This window comes from Mycobacterium kiyosense (genome assembly GCA_021654635.1).
Classification (GTDB): Bacteria; Actinomycetota; Actinomycetes; order Mycobacteriales; family Mycobacteriaceae; genus Mycobacterium; species Mycobacterium kiyosense.
Genome location: AP025179.1, coordinates 5,333,953 through 5,355,463, shown reverse-complemented (window position 1 = coordinate 5,355,463; position 21,511 = coordinate 5,333,953). Strand labels below are relative to the sequence as shown.

Genomic DNA, 21,511 nt, shown 5'->3' with positions numbered 1-21,511 from the left:
GGCGGTCGGCGGTCGGCGGTCGGCGGTCGGCACTCGGGGCTCGGGGCCGTCGGGGCGCTGGCGTTACTCCACCCGGCCGCGTTCGGCGCGATAGCGGCGCACCAGCGCGTCCGTTGAGCTGTCGGTCTGTTTGGCCGGCGACGCCTCGCTGGTGATCACCGGCAACAGCGCCTTGGCTTGTGTCTTGCCCAGTTCCACACCCCACTGGTCGAACGAGTCGATACCCCACACCACACCCTCGGTGAACACCTGGTGCTCGTACAGCGCGATCAACTGGCCCAGCACCGACGGCGTCAGACGGTTTGCCAGGATCGAGGTCGACGGCCGATTTCCGGGCATCACCTTGTGCGGCACCACGTCCTTCGGGGTGCCTTCGGCCGCGATCTCCTTGGCGGTCTTGCCGAACGCCAGCACCTGGGTCTGGGCGAAGAAGTTACTCATCAACAGGTCGTGCATGCTGCCGTCGCCCTCGGCGGTGGGCAGGTCGTCGAGGGGCTGGCTGAACCCGATGAAGTCGGCCGGAATCAACCGGGTGCCCTGGTGCAGCAACTGGTAGAAAGCGTGCTGACCGTTGGTTCCCGGCTCACCCCAATAGATTTCGCCGGTGTCGGTGGTGACCGGGGTACCGTCGGCGCGGATGGACTTGCCGTTCGATTCCATGGTCAGCTGCTGCAGATAGGCCGCGAACCGGGCCAGGTCGTTGGAGTACGGCAGAACCGCCCGGGATTGGGCGTCCAAGAAGTTCGAGTACCACAGGCCGATAAGACCAAGCAGCGCAGGGGCATTCGACTTCAGCGGCGCGGTCTTGAAATGCTCGTCAACGATGCGGAACCCGGCAAGGAAGTCTGCGAACGCTTCTCGGCCGATGACGGCCATCACCGAAAGCCCGATCGCCGAGTCCACCGAGTAGCGTCCGCCGACCCAGTCCCAGAACCCGAACATGTTGTCGGTGTTGATCCCGAATTCGTCGACCAGTCGCTTGTTGGTGGAGACCGCGACGAAGTGCTTGGCCACCGCGCTGTCACCCAGCGCATCGGTGAGCCAGCGCCGCGCCGCCGTCGCATTGGTCAACGTCTCCAGCGTCGAGAACGTCTTCGACGCGACGATGAAAAGTGTTGTGGCAGGCTCCAAGTCGGCCAGGGTGGCGACCAGGTCGGCCGGGTCGACGTTGGAGACGAAACGCGCCGAGATCCCCGCGTCGGCGTAGTGCCGCAACGCCTGGTACACCATCACCGGGCCCAGGTCCGAGCCGCCGATGCCGATGTTGACCACGGTGCGGATCCGCTCGCCGGTGGCCCCGGTCCAGTCGCCGTTGCGCAGCCGATCGGTGAAGTCACCCATCGCATCGAGCACTTCGTGCACGTCCCTGACCACGTTCTGGCCGTCGACCTCCAGCTGTGCGTTGCGCGGCAGCCGCAGCGCGGTGTGCAGCACCGCGCGGTCCTCCGAGGTGTTGATGTGTTCGCCGGCGAACATGGCGTCGCGGCGCTGCTCCAGCCCCGCCGCGCGAGCCAGGTCGATCAGCAGCTCTATCGTCTCGCGGGTGATGCGATGTTTGCTGTAGTCGATGTACAGATCGCCGACCGTCAGGGTCAGGTCGCGGCCGCGCTTGGGATCGTCGGCGAACAACTGCCGCAGGTGGGTTGAACCGATCTGGTCGTGGTGCTTGCGCAGGGCGTCCCACTCAGAGGTGGCGGTGATGTCTGATGGCTGGGAGGTCATAGTTCGACCCTAATGCGGCCCCGCGCTACCGAGCACTTGCTGCAGATCCGGCAGCATCGTCTGCAACTGTTCACCCCAGTACTGCCAGGTGAGCGCCGCTGTCTGGAAAGTTGAAGACGCCGTTGTACCGCCCTTGGCCTGGTATCTGGCGGCGAAGACCTTGTTGCTGATCCGGGTGGCGCTCTCCAGCAGGCTGGCATCCAGCTTTGTGCCGGTCGCCGCCGTTGCCGGTGTACACCCAGACGCGGGTGTTGTTGGCGACCATTTTCGGCACGTTGACCGTCGGGTCGTTGGCCGTTGGTCGCCAGCCACTGAGGTAGTTCGTCGGCGAGAAACGTCTCCCACTTGTAGGTGTGGGTGCCGCCGCTGCCGACGGCGGGCCGGTACCAATTCGAGCGGAAGCTGGCCTCCCCGCCGACCGGCATCACCAGGGACAGACCGGACTGGCCGAACCATTCGAACACCGGAAGGTGAATGTCCCAGCCGTTGAAGTCGTCTCGGGCCAGCATCCCGTCGAGCAGGTACGGCTGGCCTTGCCGCGACCACGCCGCCGAGGAACCCGTACCCGACACCCCACCCAGCAGAGCGAGCAACGCTGCGGCCGACAGGAATCTCAACCGGCGCAACGGCGAAAGCCCAGCTGTCGATGCCGTAACCATTTTCGGCGAAATTTACCCCAGCAAAGCCGGAATCAGCCGAATGTAACGACGGTCGCAACCGATTAGAGGCCGACTCTTAGTGGCCGAGCCGTCCCCGTCCCAACCGCAGCAGCAGCATCGCGAGATCTTTGCCCTCGGGACCCAGCTCGCTGTAACGCTCGATGACCTTCATTTCGCGGTTGTGCACCAGACGGGTGCCGCCCGATGCCATCCGCGCCCGGCCGATCGCCTGGGATACTTCGGCGCGACGCTTGACCGCGGCCAGGATCTCGGCGTCCAGGCGGTCGATCTCCGCGCGCAATTCTTCGATGCTGAGCTCTTCGGAATCGAGGGTCTCGGTGTTCATCTCTGCAATCTCCGTGTTTTCGTGAGGTGGGGGGTCTGGTCTCATCCGGTTCGGGCCTCACACAAGAGACGAGCCCCGAATCCGAAGCGGACCACGGGGCTCTGCGAAAAGCAGCTAGACCACGGGCACCGCTGTCGGGTACCCGTAAAAAAATCGAGGCTGCGTGTTGAGCACGCGTCGAGTGTGCCACTAAGGGCCGCGCCCGCGCAAAAACTTGGCGCAAATTCCCCGCGTTCGCCAACCGGGAGCGAGCCGCGCCCGTCGCCGCCGCCCGCCGATCGGCGTTGTCCTGCAGATCAACTGGTCGCCACCGAGCGATCGGATCGGTTCTGAAGAAACGCCGGTGCGGACGCCGGGCTGCGACCTAGAATTCCATCCGCCATATTGACGCCCTCGGAAGGGCGGGGAAGGAATGTGCTGATGACGTTTTCGTTGCTGCCCCCCGAGATCAACTCGCTGCGGATGTTCTCCGGAGCGGGATCGATGCCGATGTTGGAGGCCGCAGCCGCCTGGGAGGGCCTGGCCGGGGAACTCGATTCGGCGGCAACGTCTTTCGGTGCATTGACGTCGGGACTGACGGCCGCCGCATGGCAGGGGCCGGCGTCCATGGCGATGGCGGCCGCGGCGGCCCCCTACGCGAGCTGGCTCAATGCCGCGGCCGCGCAGGCGGCGGGTGCGGCGGGACTCGCACGCACCGTGGCCGGAGTCTTCGAGGCGGCCCGGGCGGCGACGGTGCAGCCGGTGGCGGTTGCGCTCAACCGCTCGCAGGTTGTGCAGCTGGTGCTGTCGAATCTGTTCGGCCAGAACGCCCCGGCCATCGCGGCCGCTGAGGGCGTGTACGAGGAGATGTGGGCCCAGGACGTCGCGGCGATGTTCGGTTACCACAGCGGGGTGTCGGCGGTGGCCGAGGCGTTGTTGCCCTGGCAGCAGGTGCTTCCCGCGCTCGCGTCCGCGAGCAACATCGGTGCCGCGAACCTCGGGCTGGGCAACATCGGCAGCCTGAACCTTGGCAGCGGCAACACCGGCAGTGTGAATTTCGGCGGCGGCAACAAGGGCAACCTCAACCTGGGCAGTGGAAACGCCAACGGAAACCTCAACGTCGGCGACGGCAACACCGGCAGCTTCAACCTGGGCAGTGGCAATATCGGCAGCAGCAACCTCGGCGGCGGAAACCGCGGGAACGCCAACGTGGGCTTCGGCAACTACTCCAGCACCGGGGGCGGCAACGTCGGCGGCGGAAACAGCGGCAGCGGAAACGTCGGCAGCGGCAACACCGGCAACTACAACATCGGCAGCGGGAACTTCGGGAACACCAACTACGGCTTCGGCAACCGCGGCGCTAACAACTTCGGCTTCGGCAACACCAACAACCTCAACATCGGGATCGGCAACAACGGTCTGAGCAACATCGGCTTCGGCAATCTCGGCAACAACAACCTGGGCTTCGGCAACACCGGCAACAACAACTTCGGCATCGGGCTGTCCGGCGACAACCAGGTCGGTATCAACTTCGCCGGCCTGCTGAATTCAGGCAGCGGCAATATCGGACTCTTCAATTCCGGCAACAACAACGTCGGCTTCTTCAACTCCGGCAACGGCAACTTCGGGTTCGGAAACTCGGGCAATTTCAACACCGGTTTCGGCAACGCCGGCAGCACCAACACCGGCTTCTGGAACACCGGCAGCCTGGACACCGGCTGGGCGAACTCCGCCAACACCGGCTTCGGGTTCGGCAACTCCGGCGCCGGCGATCTGGGGTTCTGGAACGCCGGCCACGACAACGTCGGATTCGGCAACGCCGGCAGCTTCGCGGTAGGCGGGCTGAACTCCGGCGCCAGCGGAACCGTGGGCTTCGGTAACTCCGGCAGCAGCAGCGTGGGCTTCGGCAATTCGGGTTCGGGCGACACCGGCTACGGAAACTCGGGCAACACCAACACCGGAATCTGGAACTCGGGCAACGTCAACACCGGTGGCGGCAATGCCGGCGATGTCAACACCGGGTTCGGCAGCGCCACCGATACCGGCGCGTCGAGTTCGGGCTTCGGCAACGTCGGCACCGGCACGTCCGGATTCAACAACCACGGAAACAACACCTCGGGATTCCAGAACACCGGCAACAACAGTGAGGGTTACGGAAACGTCGGCAACAACCAGACCGGGTTCCAGAACACCAACGCCAACAACACGGGATTCTTCAACTCGGGCACCAACGACGTCGGTATCTCGAACACGGCCAACCTCAGCATCGGTTGGGCTAACGGCGGCGGGCCGGGCAACGTGGGCTTCCTGAACACCGGCACCGACAACTCCGGATACGGCAACACCGGCACCGGTAACTCCGGTCTGGCCAACTCCGGTAACGGCAGCTCGGGCGGATTCCACCAGGGCAACCAGCAATCCGGGTTCGCAAGTTGGGTCAACCGGCTCCCGTTGCCCATCGCCGGGTGACTCGATCGGTTGCCGGGTAGGCCGTCGGTGGACGGCGGTAAGTTTGGACCGACATGAGTGTGCACGCTGCTGACGCAAAATCCGAAGCCGACCAACTGCTGGAGGGCCTCAACCCGCAACAACGCCAGGCGGTGGTCCATCAGGGTTCGCCGCTGCTGATCGTCGCGGGCGCCGGCTCGGGCAAGACCGCGGTGCTGACCCGCCGCATCGCCTACCTGATCGCCGAGCGCGGCGTCAGCGTCGGCCAGATCCTGGCGATCACCTTCACCAACAAAGCCGCCGCCGAGATGCGCGAACGGGTGGTCAACCTCGTCGGTCCCCGTGCCCGCTACATGTGGGTGTCGACGTTCCACTCGTCCTGCGTGCGGATACTGCGCAACCAGGCCGCGCTGATCGAGGGACTGAACTCCAACTTCTCCATCTACGACGCCGACGACTCGCGCCGGCTGCTGCAGATGATCGGCCGCGACATGGGACTGGACATCAAGCGGTACTCGCCGCGGTTGTTGGCCAACGCCATCTCCAATCTGAAGAACGAACTGATCGACCCGCACCAGGCGGTGGCGAACCTGACCGACGAGTCCGACGAGCTGACCCGCACCGTCGCCGCCGTCTTCGGCGAATACCAGCGGCGGCTGCGCGCGGCCAACGCACTGGACTTCGACGATCTGATCGGCGAGACCGTCGCGGTCCTGCAGACGTTCCCGGATATCGCGCAGTACTACCGGCGGCGGTTCCGGCACGTGCTGGTCGACGAATACCAGGACACCAACCACGCGCAATACGTGCTGGTGCGCGAGTTGGTCGGCCACGATGCCCAGGACGACGTGCCGCCGGCCGAGCTGTGTGTGGTCGGTGACGCCGACCAGTCCATCTACGCCTTCCGCGGCGCCACCATTCGCAACATCGAGGACTTCGAGCGCGACTACCCGGACGCGACAACGATTCTGCTGGAACAGAATTACCGCTCGACGCAGAACATCCTGTCGGCGGCCAACTCGGTGATCGCCCGCAACTCCGGGCGCCGCGAAAAGCGGCTGTGGACCGACGCCGGCGAGGGCGAACTGATCGTGGGCTACGTCGCCGACAACGAGCACGACGAGGCCCGCTTCGTGGCCGACGAGATCGACGCGCTGGCCGACCGGGGTGAGATCACCTACAACGACGTCGCAGTGTTCTACCGCACCAACAACTCCTCGCGCTCGCTGGAAGAGGTGTTCATCCGGGCCGGGATCCCGTACAAAGTCGTTGGCGGAGTGCGCTTCTACGAGCGCAAAGAGATCCGCGACATCGTCGCCTACCTGCGGGTGCTGGACAACCCCGGCGACGCGGTCAGCATGCGGCGCATCCTGAACACGCCGCGCCGCGGCATCGGCGAGCGAGCCGAGGCGTGCGTGGCGGTGTACGCCGAGAACACCGGCGCCAGCTTCGCCGACGCACTGCAGGCCGCCGCCGCCGGCAAGGTGCCGATGCTCAACTCTCGCGCCGAGAAGTGCATCGCCGGTTTCGTCGAACTGCTCGACGAACTGCGCGGGCATCTCGACGACGACCTCGGTGATCTGGTCGAGGCGGTGCTGGAGCGCACCGGATACCGGCGCGAGCTGGAGTCCTCGACCGACCCGCAGGAGCTGGCGCGGCTGGACAACCTCAACGAACTCGTCAGCGTCGCACACGAATTCAGCATCGACCGGGCCTTGCAAACCAACGAAGCGGCCGCACTGGAATCCGAGACCGACACCGAAGACGTCCCCGACACCGGGGTGTTGGCCGCGTTCCTGGAGCGGGTGTCGCTGGTCGCCGACAGCGACGAGATCCCCGAGCACAGCTCCGGCGTCGTCACGCTGATGACGCTGCACACCGCCAAGGGCCTGGAGTTCCCGGTGGTGTTCGTGACCGGCTGGGAGGACGGGATGTTCCCGCACATGCGGGCGCTGGACGACCCGGTGGAGCTTTCCGAGGAACGGCGGCTGGCCTATGTCGGCATCACCCGGGCCCGGCAGCGGCTGTACGTGAGCAGGGCCATCGTCCGGTCATCGTGGGGACAGCCGATGCTGAACCCGGAATCGCGGTTCCTGCGCGAGATTCCGCAACAGCTCATCGACTGGCGCCGCGTCGCGCCGAAGCCGTCGTTCAGTGCGCCGGTGAGCGGCGCCGGCCGGTTCGGTACGCCGCGCGTCGCACCGGCGCGTTCCGGGGCGGGCAAGCGCCCACTGATCGTGCTGGAGCCCGGTGATCGGGTGACGCACGACAAGTACGGTCTGGGGCGGGTCGAGGAAGTCTCCGGCGCCGGCGAATCGGCGATGTCGCTGATCGACTTCGGCAGCGCGGGCCGGGTGAAGCTGATGCACAACCACGCCCCGATCAGCAAGCTGTGAGCGTTCGGCCCCGAGGCAGGCCCGGGGCCGAAGCGCGAGAAGTCTTGTCCCGGTGCAGTTCCGGCGCCTGACCCGGCTAGTCGACCCAACGCTTCGTTTCCGGGAGCGACGCCAGCACGGCGCTGGCGACCGGCAGCAGCGGCAGCGCATGCACCACCCACGCCACGCGCGCCCCGGCGATGAACACGCCCAGATACGTCAACAGCGCGACGGCTGCGCCGGCCATGATCAGGTACCGCCCGACCGGGCGGTGCAGCAGCAGCGTGATCACCCCGGAGACCGTGGTGATCGCGAAGACCATGGCCAGGAATCCGACCGCGACGCAGAACAACCGGTCGGTGTGCCACCAGCCGGCGATCAGGTCGGTGGCGACCACCGAAGTGGCCCAGCCGCTGACGATGCTCACCGCACTGGCCGCCACGGCCGTCCGGGCAAGCGGCGCGGGAGGCAACAGGCCGGGCAGCGGCGGTACGCCGGTCCGCGCATCCAAAGACGTTGGGCTGCGCGGAAGCTGGGTGGTGGGCGGCGACGCGATCGGCGGCAGCGGCGCCGTCGGCGCGCGCCTGATGATCCGAGTCCGTGGTTCCTCGGTTGACTCTTGCGATTCGGGTGCGGCGGCGTCGGCGGGGTCGTTCGGCGCGGTCACTGGTCAGCCGGCGTAGTTGCCGACGGACAGTCCTCGCTTGGCCAGCCACGGCACCGGGTCGATTCGCTCGGTGCCGCCCAGCAGTACCTCGAAGTGCAGATGCGGCCCGGTGGAGAAGCCCCGGTTGCCCATCGTCGCGATCTGGTCGCCGGCCATCACCCGCTCTCCGACGCTGACCAGAGTTGTGTTGACATGGCCGTAGAGGGTGACGGTGCCGTCGGCGTGCAGCAGCTTGACCCACATGCCGTAGCCGGCTGTCGGCCCGGCGTCGATCACGACGCCGTCGGACACTGCGTAGATCGGGGTGCCGATCGAGTTGGCCAGGTCGATGCCGGCGTGCAGCACGCCCCACCGGTAGCCGAAGTTCGAGGTGTAGATGCCTTTGGTCGGCATCACGAAGAGCGGCTGCTGCAGCCGTGCCTCACGCTGCGCGCGCTCTTGCGCGAAGGCCACCCCGCGGGCGAACTCCTCGTTGTGCACCGCGACATTGCCCGGCTGCGCGGCCACCACCTGGACGCCGCGCGGCCCGTTGGTGCCGGAGCCGCCGGACATCGTGGAAGCGTTGGCGGTCAGCACCGTCTCGATCTTCGGCGCGTCCGACTGGTTGAGCGCCGAGTGGGTGGCTGCGGCCGCGGCGCCGGCGGCCATCGCCCCGATCAGCATGCGGCCCTTGGCGGCGCTGGTGGGTTGCTTGCGGTGGCTTCCGCCGCGGCGGGGCACCGGGGTGACGTTCGTGGTGTGCGTACGGACAATGCGCGGCGGGCGCGGGTCGTCGGCAGCGACCGGGGGCAGCACCTCGGTGACGGGCGCGGCCAGCCACAGCGGGCTCAGGTTGTCGGTGTCGTCCAGATCGTCGAGTTCGGGTGCCTGCAGCAGCTGCGCCGAGGTGTCGAACTCGGCTTCTCCGAAGTCCAGCTCGTCCAGATCGGCGAGTTCCATGTCGTCGAGTTCATCAAACCCATCTAACGGGATGATCTCGGTGACTTCGTTGCGGTGGTGATGCGGCCAGCGATCCCGGGATGCGAGAGTCGAGCCGGCTGCGGCAGTGCGGGCGAAACGGTGCTGGGACAACCTGAATGTCCTTGTATCGTGACCATAACGTTATCTGGACCTTTGAGAAGGTATCCGCAAACGTATGGGACTGGCAACCTCGGTGCCAAAACCGGCCAATTTTGTGACTTGGATCACGTTTGAAGCGCCCGAATCATACGTGACGTATGCCACAGCGATCGGATGCGGCGACGGGCCTCGTTCGGCATGTGGATACAGTGCCTGCGTGCGAGTTGCCGATTACCGGCACCGCCACCAATTGGCCTAGTAAGCAAGCCGAGCGAAGGCAGTGACGCCCAATGGATCTTTTCGAATATCAAGCCAAGGAGTTGTTCCTCAAACACGGTGTGCCCGGCACGCAGGGCCGGGTGACCGACACCGCCGAAGGCGCGCGCGCCATCGCCGAAGAAGTCGGCAAGCCCGTGATGGTCAAGGCCCAGGTGAAGGTGGGCGGACGGGGCAAGGCCGGCGGGGTGAAGTACGCCGCCACTCCGGACGAGGCCTACGAGCACGCCAAGAACATCCTCGGCCTCGACATCAAGGGCCACATCGTGAAGAAGCTGCTGGTCGCCGAGGCCAGCGACATCGCCGAGGAGTACTACGTCTCATTCCTGCTGGACCGGGCCAATCGCAGTTACCTGGCGATGTGCTCGGTCGAGGGCGGCATGGAGATCGAGGAGGTCGCAGCGACCAAGCCCGACCGGCTGGCCAAGGTGCCGGTGGACGCCGTCAAGGGTGTCGACCTGGCCTTCGCGCGCTCGATCGCCGAACAGGGCCACCTGCCGGCCGAGGTGCTCGACGCGGCCGCGGTCACGATCGCGAAGCTATGGGACGTGTTCGTCGGCGAAGACGCAACCCTGGTCGAGGTCAACCCGCTGGTGCGCACGCCTGACGACCGGATCCTGGCGCTGGACGGCAAGGTCACCCTGGACGCCAACGCCGACTTCCGCCAGCCCGGCCACGCCGAGTTCGAGGACAAAGAGGCCACCGACCCGCTGGAACTCAAGGCCAAGGAGCACGACCTCAACTACGTCAAGCTCAGCGGCGAGGTCGGGATCATCGGTAACGGCGCCGGCCTGGTCATGTCGACGCTGGACGTCGTCGCCTACGCCGGTGAGAAGCACGGCGGGGTCAAGCCGGCCAACTTCCTGGACATCGGCGGCGGCGCCTCGGCCGAGGTGATGGCTGCCGGGCTGGACGTGATCCTGGGCGACCCCGAGGTCAAGAGCGTGTTCGTCAACGTCTTCGGCGGAATCACCGCCTGCGACGCGGTGGCCACCGGCATCGTCAAGGCGCTGGAGATCCTGGGCGACGAGGCCAACAAGCCGTTGGTGGTCCGGTTGGACGGCAACAACGTCGAGGAGGGCCGGCGAATCCTGGCCGAGGCCAACCACCCGCTGGTGATCCAGGCCGAGACCATGGACGCCGGTGCCGACAAAGCCGCCGAGCTGGCGAACGCCTGACAAGGAGACATGACCCAATGGCTATCTTTCTGAACTCGGACAACAAGGTCATCGTCCAGGGCATCACCGGCGGCGAGGCCACCACCCACACCGCGCGGATGCTCAAGGCGGGCACCCAGATCGTCGGCGGCGTCAACGCCCGCAAGGCGGGAACGACGGTGTCGCACAAGGACGTTGACGGCAACCCCGTGGAGTTGCCGGTGTTCGGCACCGTCGTCGAGGCCATCGAGAAGACCGGCGCCGACGTGTCGATCATCTTCGTGCCGCCGAAATTCGCCAAGGACGCGATGATCGAGGCCATCGACGCCGAGATCCCGCTGCTGGTGGTCATCACCGAGGGAATTCCGGTGCAGGACAGCGCATATGCGTGGGCCTACAACCTACAAAAAGGTGGCGGCAAGACTCCGAAGACCCGCATCATCGGGCCGAACTGCCCGGGCATCATCAGCCCCGGACAGTCGCTGGTGGGCATCACCCCGGCCAACATCACCGGGCCCGGCCCGGTCGGCCTGGTGTCCAAGTCGGGCACGCTGACCTACCAGATGATGTACGAGCTGCGCGATTTCGGCTTCACCACCTCGATCGGCATCGGCGGCGACCCGGTGATCGGCACCACCCACATCGACGCCATCGAGGCGTTCGAGAAGGACCCCGACACCAAGCTGATCGTGATGATCGGGGAGATCGGCGGCGACGCCGAGGAGCGGGCCGCCGACTTCATCAAGGCCAACGTCACCAAGCCGGTGGTCGGCTACGTCGCGGGCTTCACCGCGCCGGAGGGCAAGACGATGGGCCACGCGGGTGCGATCGTGTCCGGCTCGTCGGGCACCGCGGCCGCCAAGAAGGAAGCGTTGGAGGCGGCCGGGGTGAAGGTCGGCAAGACGCCGTCCGAGACGGCGGCGCTGGCCCGGGAGATCCTCCAGACGCTGTAGATCGCGAACAGACGCAAAATCCCCCATTCGTGCCGAAATGGGGGATTTCGCGTCTGCTGATGGGGCTGGTGCAGGTCGCGCTAGGGCAAACCGGGCGCGCCTGGCGCCCCGAGCAACTGCCCCCCGTCGCCGCCCGCGCCGCCCTTGCCCACCTGGTTTCCGGGTCCCCCGTTGCCACCGTTTCCGCCGAAACCGGCGATCAGACCGGCGTGTCCACCGGGTGCGCCGTTGCCGCCTTTGGTGATCGCGGATCCTCCGGAGCCGCCAGTACCGCCGTCACCGAACAGCAAGCCCGCGTCGCCGCCGGCGCCGCCGGTGCCCCGGTGTTGCCGCCCGCGCCACCGAGGCCGCCGGCGCCGCCCGAGCCGGACAGCGTGCCGCCGCCACCGCCTGCCCCACCGGTTCCGCCGGTTCCGCCGAATCCGCCTGCGCCGCCGATGCCGCCGGTGCCGTTGAGGAATCCGCCGTGGCCGCCGGCTCCGCCGGTCGCCCCGGGCCCCGCAAACCCATCCCCGGCGGCGCCGCCATTTCCGCCGGAACCCAGGACGATTCCGCCGGCGCCACCGGCGCCGCCCGCGCCACCGGGTCCGGCGGTACCCAAGGCGCCAGAGCTACCGGTGCCGCCGCGCCCGCCGGCTCCGCCGGTGCCGAACAATCCGCCGGCTCCGCCGGCGCCGCCTGCCCCACCGGCGCCGTCGACTGCGAGTCCGCCGGCACCGCCGACACCGCCGGTGCCGAATAACAGCCCGGCCGACCCCCCGGCGCCGCCGGCACCGCTGAATCCGCCGCTGCCCCCAGCGCCGCCATTGCCGAACAACCCGCCGGCGCCGCCGTTGCCGCCGGCGCCCTTGGACCCGCCGGTTCCGCCGATTCCGCCCGAGCCGAAGATCCCGCCGGCACCGCCATTCCCGCCGGTGGGATGGGCGGTGGTGCCGGCCCCGCCTGCTCCGCCGTTGCCGATCAGGAGGCCGCCGGCCTGGCCGTCGGCCCCCGGGGCTCCGTTGGCTCCGTTGCCGATCAGCGGACGTCCCAGCAGTAGGTTCGTGGGCATGTTGATTACGTCCAGCAACTGTTGCTCAACAGATTGCAGCGGAGTAGCGGCCGCAGCCTCGGCCATCGCGTATTGGCCCGCACCTGCGCTCATGAGTTGAGCAACCTGGTCGTGGAATGCCGCTGCCTGAGCGCTGAGCACCTGATAGCTCTGGGAATGCGCCTCGAACAGCGCGGCCACGGCCGCCGAGATTTCGTCGGCGCCCGCGGCGAACACCTGCGAGGTCGATCCGGCCGCGGCCGCATTTGCCGCCCGGATAGTAGAGCCGATATTTGCCAGATCCGAAGCCGCCGCCGTCACAAACTCTGGCGCTGCAATGACAAACGACACCTGCCACCTCCCGCATGTGGCCAGATTGATTAAGACGTCGCCCGAACAAGTCAAATTGATGTGATCGGCTGACTTGGATAATAGGACGATCCAGGCGAATGCACATCGAGTTCACACGAGTAGGTTTCACCCGCAGACGCAGGAAGCCGCACCGGAGCCATCGCCGCAGACCCGCCGCTGTGACTGTTTGGTTAGCTGCCGGGTAGCCGGGCAGGCCGGCCGCGCCCAGCAGCAGCCCGCCCTGCCCGCCGGCGCTGGGCGTACTGAGGGGCGCCCAGAACGGCGCGTAGCCGCCATTGCCGCCGTTCCCGATCAGTCCCGCGTCGCCGCCGTCGCTGCCGACCCCGCGACGATTTCGCGTTGCGTAGGACTGGTTCACAGCGGGGTCACCCCGGGCCGTCCGATCGGGCCGCCCAAGAAATAGCCACCGAAGCCACCGGGGGCGCCGATGCCCGGGGTAGCCCCTATGCCGCCGTTGCCGCCGGGCCCACCGATGCCGAAGATGACGCCGCCGTAGCCGCCCTGGCCGCCGTTGCCTCCGATAGCCAGATTGGACGCACCGAAGCCGTTGCCGCCGGCGCCGCCGAGCCCGAAGATCAGTCCGCCGAGCCCGCCGATGCCGCCGACGCCACCCGTGCCACCCGCCCCGAGGCTCCACCGACGCCGCCGGAGCCACCGATTCCGAAGTAGGCGCCGCCGTCGCCGCCGTTTCCGCCCGGGCCGCCGTGGCCGGAGCCGAGGTTTGCCCCGCCGGCCCCGCCGTTGCCGCCCAACCCGAGCGACTGGCCGGCGCCGCCACCGCCCTGGCCACCCTGGCCGCCGGTGGTGGTGCCGGCTGCTGCCCCGCCGGCACCACCGTCGGCGCCGGTGCTGATCAGGTTGAACAGGACGTTGCCGCTGCCGCCGGTGCCGCCCACTCCGGGGACGCCGCCGTTGAACGGGGTCTCGCCACCGCCGCCGCCGGCGCCGGCACCGTAGAGCAGCCCGAGTCCGTCGCCGCCGAACCCGCCCCAGCCAGCGACGAAGCCCCGCCCGCCGGCACCGCCGGCACCCCGTTGCCCAGCAGGAGCCCGCCACTGCCCCCGTTGCCGCCGTCGCCGGCCACGCCGGTCCCGCCGGCCCCGCCGATCCCGCCGGGACCGCCGTTGCCGAAGAGGCCGACGGCGTTGCCGCCGTTGCCGCCGGAGCCGGCGAAGCCGTTAGGAACGGCACCTCCGGCTCCGCCACGGCCGCCGTTGCCGTAGAGGAAGCCGCCGTCACCGCCGCTGCCGCCGTTCTGGCCGGCGGCGCCGGCTCCACCGTTGCCGCCGCTGCCCCACAGCAGCCCGCCGTTCTGGCCGCTGGCGCCGGTTCCGTCGACGCCGTTGGCGCCGTCGCCGATCAGTGGGCGGCCCAAGAACCGCAGGAATGGGTCATTGATCGCAGCGAGCAGGGAATTGGCGTTCGCTGTCTCGGCGGTCGCGTAGGTGCCGGCCCCAGAGGTCAGGAGTTGGACGAATTGCTGGTGAAACTCCGCCGCGCCGACGCTGAGGTCCTGGTAGGCCTGCGCGTGTGCGCTGAACAACGCCGCGACCGCCGCCGACACCTCATCGCCGGCGGCGGCCAGCAGCGTCGAAGTCGGGACCGTCGCCGCCGAATTGGCCGCACTAATCGCCGAGCCGATATTTGCCAAATCCGATGCCGCCGCCGTCAGGAACTCGGGTACCGCGATTACATACGCCATTTCCGGCCTCCGAATGCTGCGGCGACCGCCCGCTGGTCCCCGATAAGCAGAACCGTATTGTCACCCTGCCGGCTACCGATCCCAAGTTTTCGCCGGGCTGACGCAAAATCGCCTTTTCTAACCCAAGACAGGGGGGATTTTGCGTCTGCTGCCACTCCGGTAGATAGTAAGGCTATGAATTTAGACCCCCCGGACGCCCGTCATCGTCGGCGTCGGGCAGGCCGCCGAACGCATCGACGACCCCGGATACCGGGCCATGTCACCGGTCGAACTGGCCGCCGCCGCGGCCCAGGCCGCGCTGGACGACTCCGGCGCCACAGCGGTGGCCACCGAGATCGACACCATCGCGGCCACCCGGCAGTTCGAGATCTCCGGGCCGGTGGCCACGGCCCCGCTGGGCCGATCCAATAACTACCCCCGCTCGGTGGCAAAACGGATCGGTGCCGAACCGCGGCGCGCGATCCTGGAGATCGTCGGCGGGCAGGGGCCGCAGCATCTGATCACCGAGTTGGCCGGGGAGATCGCCGCGGGCCACTCGGAGGTCGCCCTGATCTTCGGTTCGGACGCGACGTCTACCCTGCGCTATTTCGCGGGGCGCGACGACAAGCCGGACTTCAGCGAGACCGTCGAAGGCGACCTGGAAGACCGCGGGCCGGGCATCGAGAAGCTGATCTCGCGCTACACCGTGATCCACGGCCTGGTGGACGCGCCCACCCAGTACGCGTTGATGGAGAACGCCCGGCGGGCCGGCACCGGGCTGGGGCCGGCCGAGTATCTGCGGCGGATGGGCGAGCTGTTCTCGCCGTTCACCAAAGTTGCTGCCGCCAACCCGTTTTCCGCGGCGCCGGTCGAACGGACCGTCGACGAACTGATCACCGTCACCGAGAGCAACCGGATGATCACCGAGCCTTATCCGAGGTTGCTGGTCGCGCGTGACCAGGTGAACCAGGGCGCGGCGGCGTTACTGATGTCGGTGGCAGCGGCGCGGCGACTCGGTGTGCCCGAGGACAAGTGGGTGTATCTGCGCGGGCACGCCGATCTCGAGTCGCAGCCGTTCCTGCAGCGCGAGGACTTGGGCAGCTACCCGGCGGCCGTGTTGGCGGCGCGCGAGGCTCTCGAGGTGGCCGGCATCGGCGTCGACGACATCGCCACCTTCGACCTCTACAGCTGCTTCCCGGTGCCGGTGTTCAACTTCTGCGACGGCCTCGGGATTGCCACCGACGACCCCCGCGGGCTGACCCTGACCGGCGGACTGCCGTACTTCGGTGGCGCGGGCAACAACTACTCGATGCACGGCGTCGCCGAGACGGTGGCCCGGATGCGAAGTGCGCCAGGGCAATTCGGTCTCGTCGGGGCCAACGGCGGCATCCAGAGCAAGTACTCGGTCGGGATCTATTCCACCGCACCAGCGCCCTGGCGTGCCGATCGCAGCGCCGCGTTGCAGACCCAGATCGACAGTCGGCCCACCGTGCCGGTCACCGAGTCGCCCGACGGCGCCGGCGTCATCGAGACCTACACCGTGCGCCGCGACGGCGGCCGGCCCACCGGAATCATCATCGGCCGACTGGACGCCGACGGCAGCCGCTTCCTGGCCACCACCGAGGACGACGACCTACTGGCGCAGCTGATCGACGGGGATCCGCTCGGCAAGCCGGTGCAGGTGAAGTCCTTCGACTACGGCAACCGCTGCCTGCCGGGCTGACGGTTCCGCGGCGCGGGATCCGGCGTCAGCCGTGCAGGCCGGCCAACCCGTTGAGGCCGAACAACGGCCCGCCCGCGCCGCCCGCACCACCCTCGCCGCTTATCGCGGGATTGCCGGCAATGCGGCCGCCGTTGCCGCCGCTGCCGCCGATGCCGAACAGCCCCGCATCGCCACCGTCGCCGCCGTCGCCACCGGCGACGCCGCCGGCGGCCGCGGCAAACGGGTAGCGAGAAGTCGCGCCGACGCCGCCGTTGCCGCCGGAGCCGATGATGGTGCCGCCGTGCCCGCCGTGACCGCCGTGACCGCCGTATATCAGTCCGTACCCGCCGGCGCCGCCTTCGCCGCCGTCGCCGCCCAGCAGTGCACCGCTGCCGCCGTCGCCGCCCAACCCGCCAACGTAGCCGTATCCGCCGTTGCCGCCGGTGCCGCCGACTCCGTAGAGGATTCCGCCGGTGCCGCCGGTTCCGCCGGTTCCGCCGTAGCCTGCAAAGACGCCGGCGGGATTGCCCGGGTACATCGCCGAGGCCGGCCCGCCGGTGCCGCCGGCCCCGCCGACTCCGAGCAGGGTGCCGCCGGCTCCGCCGGTTCCGCCGGCGCCGCCGGCAAGCCGGCCGAACCCGCCCGTGCCGCCGGCGCCGCCGAACCCGAACATGCCGGCGCTGCCGCCGGTTCCGCCGGCGCCGCCGATGCTGTTGGTGATTTCCTCCAACCCGGCGCCCCCGCCGCCGCCGATCCCGCCGGAGCCGAAGATCATTCCGCCGGCACCTCCGGTACCACCCATTCCGCCGTTCCCAGGTATGCCGGGTGTGCCCGCGCCACCGGCGCCTCCGTTACCGAACAGACCGGCGGCGCCGCCATTGCCGCCGTTGAATCCAGGTCCGCCGGCTCCGCCGTTGCCGAACAGGAGGCCGCCGGTCCCGCCATTTCCAGAGCCGCTGCCGCCGGCTCCGCCGTTGCCGAACAGTCCGGCTGCCCCACCATTTCCGCCGGGAACTCCGGACTGGCCGGAGCCGCCCGCGCCACCGTTGCCGAACAGCAACCCCCGTCGCCCCCTTGGCGCCGCTACCCGGGGCGGCGTTCGCGCCGTTGCCGATCAACGGGCGCCCGAGCAGCAGCTGGGTGGGCGCGTTGATCGCGTCGAGTACCTGCTGCAAGGGCGATGCGGCCGCGGCTTCGGCTGACGCATACTGCCCCGCGGCGGTGCTCATCAATTCCGCGAATCGGCTGTGGAAAGCGGCCGCATCCGCACTCAGCTGCTGATACACCCGGGCGTGCGCACCGAACAGCTCGGCGACGGCCGTCGACACCTCGTCGGCGCCCGCCGCAAGCAGCTCAGTCGTCGGTGCCGATGCCGCCGCATTGGCCTGGCCGATTGCCCGGCCGATATTCGACAGATCCGACGCAGCAGCGGTCACAAGATCAGGTGTCACGATGACGAACGACATTTCGTACCCTCCGACGCGAACGATGGCGGTCCCGGGCATCAGTATCGCCGTCGGGGAATGGGCAGCACCGAGTATTGGGCTACCTGCGTGTCGATCGCCCGCCGCAGAGCTTCGCGCTACCCCAGGCTGGCCAGCTTGGCGGCCAATCGCTCTACATAGGCCGCGACCTTGTCCTCGTCGCTGTCCGGCAGCCCGAACAGCACCTCGGTCACACCCAGATCGGCCCAGCGTGCCAGCTTCTCGGCATCCGGCTTGAAGTCCAGGGCCACGATCTGCGGCGCCCCGTCGCGACCGGCCGCCGCCCAAGTGTCCTGCAGCAACTTCACCGGCGCGTCGATGTCGAAATCCCGTGGCGTGGTGATCCAGCCGTCGGCGCTGCGCGCGATCCACTTGAAGTTCTTCTCGTTGCCCGCCGCACCCACCAGCACCGGGATGTGCGCCTGCACCGGCTTGGGCCAGGCCCAGCTCGGCCCGAACTTCACGAACTCGCCGTCGTACTCGGCCTCTTCCTGCGTCCACAGCGCGCGCATCGCCTCGAGGTACTCGCGCAACATGGTGCGACGCCGCCCGGCCGGCACGTTGTGGTCGGCGAGCTCGTCGGTATTCCAGCCGAATCCGACGCCGAGGCTGACCCGGCCCCCGGACAGATGGTCCAGCGTGGCGATACTTTTCGCCAGCGTGATCGGGTCGTGCTCGACGGGCAGAGCCACCGCGGTGGATAACCGGACCCGCCTGGTGACCGCCGAGGCCGCGCCCAGGCTGACCCACGGGTCCAGCGTGCGCATATAGCGGTCGTCGGGCAGCGTCTCGTCACCGGTGGTCGGGTGGGCAGCCTCCCGCTTGATCGGGATATGGGTGTGTTCGGGCACGTAGAAGGTGTGAAAACCGTGGTCGTCGGCCAATTTGGCGGCCGCCGCCGGGGCAATGCCGCGGTCGCTGGTGAACAGAACCAGTCCGTAGTCCATGCCCCAATTTAGAACGTGTTCTATTTTTGCCCGCAGGCACCCCTCCCGCGAGCCGGGGCCACCGGCGCGAGCTGCGGCGACCGGCGGGGGTATTTGTCCGGCGCAGTGCGCTAGCGTGGGTGATCGGAACGCGTCGCGGGCAGCGCGGCACTGCACTGCCTGCTACGGCGGCAGTGGCGCCGCCCCGGCTCGCAGAGCACCAGAAGCAAGCAACGAACCGGAAGCAACAGACCGGAAGCAATAGGAGGAGTCCATGACCTACTCGCCCGGTAGTCCCGGCTATCCATCCCAGCAGGGCGGCTCCTACAGCGGCAGCACCCCCCGCGGCAAACCCGGCCTCCGGCCCGGTGGCCACCCAGCCGGCGGCCGAACCGGCCGCCCCCGAAAGCAAGCTGGGCCTGATTCTGGCCAGCGCGGTGCTCGGGTTGGGCCTGCTGGCTTACTTCTTCAGCTTCGGCCCGATGTTCACCTATAAATCCGAGATCACCGGCGACCTGCACGGGGATGCCGGGTACGCGGTTCCGGTGGCGATTCTGGCCGCGCTGCTGGCCGGGGTGAGCCTGCTGCCGAAGGTCAAGAACTACATACCGGTCGCGGCGGTGCTTTCGGTTGCGGCGGTGCTGCTGATCATCTCCTCGACGTTCAACAAACCGGAGGGCTTCTCGGCCGGCTGGGCGCTGTGGATCGTCCTGGTCTGCATCGTGTTCCAAGCGGTGGCCGCGATCGGCGCGTTGCTGCTGGACGCCGGCGTGATCACCGCGCCGACGCCGCGTCCCAAATACGACCCGTTCAGCGGTTACGGACAATACGGTCAGTACGGCCAGTACGGCGCACAGCCCGGTGGGTACTACGGTCAGCCAGGTGCACAGCAGCCCACGCCCAACCCGGGCCAGGCGCCCGGCTACGGGTCGCAATACGGCGGCTACTCGTCCAGCCCGAACCCGCAATCCGGTGGTTTCGCGGCACAGCCCACCCAGGTGGTCAACCAGCCGCAGCATCAGGGACCGCCGACGCACACCCCGCCCACCGGCTTCCCCAGCTTCAGCCCGCCGCCACCGGTGTCGGCCGGCAGCGACTCACAGGGCGGCGGCTCGGCGCCTGCCAACTACTCGAATCCGTCCGGCGGACAGCAGTCCTACGGCCAGCCTGGTTCGGCGCCGGCCTAACCATGCGCTTTCGCGCCTAGTCGCGTCGGTGCACGAAGAGTGACACGCGAAGAGTGAGCAGCGTGTCGGCAAGACGCGGGGACAATCGGGCAGGCGCCCGTCAGGCACGTGACCTGGTCAGGGTCGCGTTCGCGCCGGCCGTGGTGGCGCTGGTCATCATCGCCGCGGTGACGCTGCTGGAACTGCTGATCGCCAACAGCGACATGACCGGCGCCCTCGGCGCCATCGCCAGCATGTGGCTCGGCGTGCACCAGGTCCCGGTCTCGATCGGTGGCCGCGACCTGGGCATCATGCCGCTACTGCCGGTGCTGCTGATGATCTGGGGCACCGCACGCACCACGGCGCGCGCGACGTCACCGTATTCGTCGTGGCTGGTGGTGCGGTGGGTGGTGGCCTCAGCCCTGGGCGGGCCGCTGCTGATGACGGCGATCGCGCTGGCGGTCATCCACGACGCCTCGTCGGTGCTCACCGAACTGCAGACGCCCAACGCGCTGCGGGCGTTCACCAGCGTGCTGGCGGTACATCTGATCGGCGCCACGATCGGCGTGTGGTCCCAGGTCGGCCGGCGTGCGCTGGCCGCGACCCCGTTGCCCAACTGGCTGGGCGATGCACTGCGCGCCTCCGTCGCCGGAGTGCTGGCCCTGCTGGGTCTCTCCGGCGCGGTGACGACGGGATCGCTGGTGGTGCATTGGGCGACCATGCAGGACCTGTTCGGCATCACCGATTCAATCTGGGGACAGTTCAACCTTGCGGTGCTGTCGGTGCTCTATACGCCTAACGTCATGGTGGGGGCCGCGGCGGTTGCGGTCGGTTCCAGCGCTCATATCGGGTTTGCGACTTTCAGCGCGTTCGCGGTGTTCGGCGGCGACGTGCCGGCGGTGCCGATCTTGGCCGCCGCGCCCACCCCGCAGCTGGGTCCGGCCTGGGTGGCGCTGCTGATCGTGGGTGCGTCGTCCGGGGTGGCGGTCGGGCAGCAGTGCGCGCGGCGGCCGCTGCCATTGCCGGCGGCGATGGCCAAGCTGGTGGTCGCCGCGGTGGTCGGGGCGCTGATGATGACGTTGCTCGGGTTAGGTGGCGGCGGCCGGTTGGGCAACTTCGGCGACGTCGGCGTGGATCTGTCGGCGATGTTCCTCGGGGTGCTGTTCTGGTTCACCGTCGTGGGCGCGATGACCGTCATAATGGCCGGCGGGGTCCGGCGACGGCGGCGACGTCCCCGCCCCCGGCCCGTTGCGCCGGAGCCCGACAACGACCAGGAAGATCCGTTGCTGGGATCTTTCGACCACGACCTCGAGGCCGGCGAGTTCGCCGACGACGCCGACGAAGATGTGCCCGACGACGGTGACGCCCCGGTCGGCGGGGAGAGCCCGACCGGCGGCGCGAACCCGGTCGGCGACGAGATCCTGCCCGACGACGGCGGCAACCCGTCGTCCGGCCACCCGCGCGAGAGCCGGGACTGAGGCCGGATCCATACCCAAAGCCCCCCACGCA

12 protein-coding genes and 5 pseudogenes are annotated in these 21,511 nt (G+C 68.5%); 7 read left to right on the top strand and 10 right to left on the bottom strand.

All coding sequences use genetic code 11. The annotated features are described in order from the left end of the window. Positions 1-63 precede the first annotated feature (63 nt). The 3 genes and pseudogenes from pgi to L6444_RS25085 form a co-directional block, all read right to left on the bottom strand. A complete protein-coding gene (pgi, locus tag L6444_RS25095) occupies positions 64-1,722 on the bottom strand; it encodes a glucose-6-phosphate isomerase (protein WP_236977868.1) in 1,659 nt (552 codons plus the stop codon). 9 nt (positions 1,723-1,731) lie between these two features. After that, positions 1,732-2,381: pseudogene (locus L6444_RS25090) on the bottom strand (alpha/beta hydrolase-fold protein). A gap of 76 nt (positions 2,382-2,457) precedes the next feature. After that, positions 2,458-2,772 (bottom strand): chorismate mutase, encoded by a 315-nt coding sequence (locus L6444_RS25085; RefSeq protein ID WP_236977867.1) that lies wholly within the window; start codon positions 2,770-2,772, stop codon positions 2,458-2,460. Positions 2,773-3,147: 375 nt separating this feature from the next. Between L6444_RS25085 and L6444_RS25080 the strand changes: the two genes are divergently transcribed. Together L6444_RS25080 and pcrA are read left to right on the top strand one after the other, a co-directional pair. Next, positions 3,148-5,175, top strand: a complete 2,028-nt coding sequence (locus L6444_RS25080; protein ID WP_236977866.1) for a PPE family protein — start codon at positions 3,148-3,150, stop codon at positions 5,173-5,175. Positions 5,176-5,228: 53 nt separating this feature from the next. Beyond that, positions 5,229-7,550 carry a DNA helicase PcrA gene (pcrA, locus tag L6444_RS25075; protein ID WP_236977865.1) on the top strand — a complete coding sequence of 774 codons (2,322 nt, stop codon included), beginning with the start codon at positions 5,229-5,231 and terminating at the stop codon, positions 7,548-7,550. Between the two features lie 76 nt (positions 7,551-7,626). On the opposite strand, the gene L6444_RS25070 is transcribed toward pcrA, so the two are convergent. Both L6444_RS25070 and L6444_RS25065 read right to left on the bottom strand, forming a co-directional pair. Next, the gene (locus tag L6444_RS25070; RefSeq protein WP_370653024.1) at positions 7,627-8,196 is read right to left on the bottom strand and encodes a hypothetical protein; all 570 of its coding nucleotides are present in this window, start codon (positions 8,194-8,196) and stop codon (positions 7,627-7,629) included. Positions 8,197-8,199: 3 nt separating this feature from the next. After that, on the bottom strand, positions 8,200-9,267 hold the full coding sequence (locus L6444_RS25065) for a M23 family metallopeptidase (protein WP_236977864.1): 1,068 nt from the start codon (positions 9,265-9,267) through the stop codon (positions 8,200-8,202). Between the two features lie 278 nt (positions 9,268-9,545). Between L6444_RS25065 and sucC the strand changes: the two genes are divergently transcribed. After that, on the top strand, positions 9,546-10,709 hold the full coding sequence (gene sucC, locus L6444_RS25060) for an ADP-forming succinate--CoA ligase subunit beta (RefSeq protein WP_236977863.1): 1,164 nt from the start codon (positions 9,546-9,548) through the stop codon (positions 10,707-10,709). 17 nt (positions 10,710-10,726) lie between these two features. Then, positions 10,727-11,641, top strand: a complete 915-nt coding sequence (sucD, locus tag L6444_RS25055; protein WP_236977862.1) for a succinate--CoA ligase subunit alpha — start codon at positions 10,727-10,729, stop codon at positions 11,639-11,641. 155 nt (positions 11,642-11,796) lie between these two features. Here the strand turns inward: sucD and L6444_RS25050 are convergent. From L6444_RS25050 to L6444_RS30850, 3 genes and pseudogenes are all read right to left on the bottom strand, one after another. Further along, positions 11,797-13,022: pseudogene (locus tag L6444_RS25050) on the bottom strand (PE family protein); the annotation flags it as partial. Between the two features lie 596 nt (positions 13,023-13,618). After that, complete coding sequence (locus L6444_RS25045; protein WP_236984650.1) at positions 13,619-13,939, bottom strand: hypothetical protein; 321 nt, start codon at positions 13,937-13,939, stop codon at positions 13,619-13,621. 167 nt (positions 13,940-14,106) lie between these two features. Continuing rightward, positions 14,107-14,745, bottom strand: a pseudogene (locus L6444_RS30850) (PE family protein); the annotation flags it as partial. A gap of 202 nt (positions 14,746-14,947) precedes the next feature. Between L6444_RS30850 and L6444_RS25035 the strand changes: the two are divergent. Next, complete coding sequence (locus tag L6444_RS25035) at positions 14,948-16,447, top strand: acetyl-CoA acetyltransferase (RefSeq protein WP_236984416.1); 1,500 nt, start codon at positions 14,948-14,950, stop codon at positions 16,445-16,447. 46 nt (positions 16,448-16,493) lie between these two features. Here the strand turns inward: L6444_RS25035 and L6444_RS30285 are convergent. Beyond that, positions 16,494-17,892 (bottom strand): annotated as a pseudogene (locus L6444_RS30285) (PE family protein); the annotation flags it as partial. 116 nt (positions 17,893-18,008) lie between these two features. Further along, the gene (locus L6444_RS25025; RefSeq protein WP_236977859.1) at positions 18,009-18,857 is read right to left on the bottom strand and encodes an LLM class F420-dependent oxidoreductase; all 849 of its coding nucleotides are present in this window, start codon (positions 18,855-18,857) and stop codon (positions 18,009-18,011) included. Between the two features lie 253 nt (positions 18,858-19,110). On the opposite strand from L6444_RS25025, the pseudogene L6444_RS25020 reads away from it, so the two are divergent. Both L6444_RS25020 and L6444_RS25015 read left to right on the top strand, forming a co-directional pair. Then, positions 19,111-20,023 (top strand): annotated as a pseudogene (locus L6444_RS25020) (DUF5336 domain-containing protein). Positions 20,024-20,076: 53 nt separating this feature from the next. Then, positions 20,077-21,480 carry a cell division protein PerM gene (locus L6444_RS25015; RefSeq protein WP_370653023.1) on the top strand — a complete coding sequence of 468 codons (1,404 nt, stop codon included), beginning with the start codon at positions 20,077-20,079 and terminating at the stop codon, positions 21,478-21,480. The last annotated feature ends 31 nt before the right edge of the window (positions 21,481-21,511 follow it).

Bases quoted from the DNA above. Each gene is read 5' to 3' on its own strand.
- L6444_RS25080 (WP_236977866.1), top strand. From the start codon at position 3,148: ATGACGTTTTCGTTGCTGCCCCCCGAGATCAACTCGCTGCGGATGTTC.
- L6444_RS25025 (WP_236977859.1), bottom strand. From the start codon at position 18,857: ATGGACTACGGACTGGTTCTGTTCACCAGCGACCGCGGCATTGCCCCG.
- sucD (WP_236977862.1), top strand. From the start codon at position 10,727: ATGGCTATCTTTCTGAACTCGGACAACAAGGTCATCGTCCAGGGCATC.
- sucC (WP_236977863.1), top strand. From the start codon at position 9,546: ATGGATCTTTTCGAATATCAAGCCAAGGAGTTGTTCCTCAAACACGGT.
- pcrA (WP_236977865.1), top strand. From the start codon at position 5,229: ATGAGTGTGCACGCTGCTGACGCAAAATCCGAAGCCGACCAACTGCTG.
- pgi (WP_236977868.1), bottom strand. From the start codon at position 1,722: ATGACCTCCCAGCCATCAGACATCACCGCCACCTCTGAGTGGGACGCC.
- L6444_RS25085 (WP_236977867.1), bottom strand. From the start codon at position 2,772: ATGAGACCAGACCCCCCACCTCACGAAAACACGGAGATTGCAGAGATG.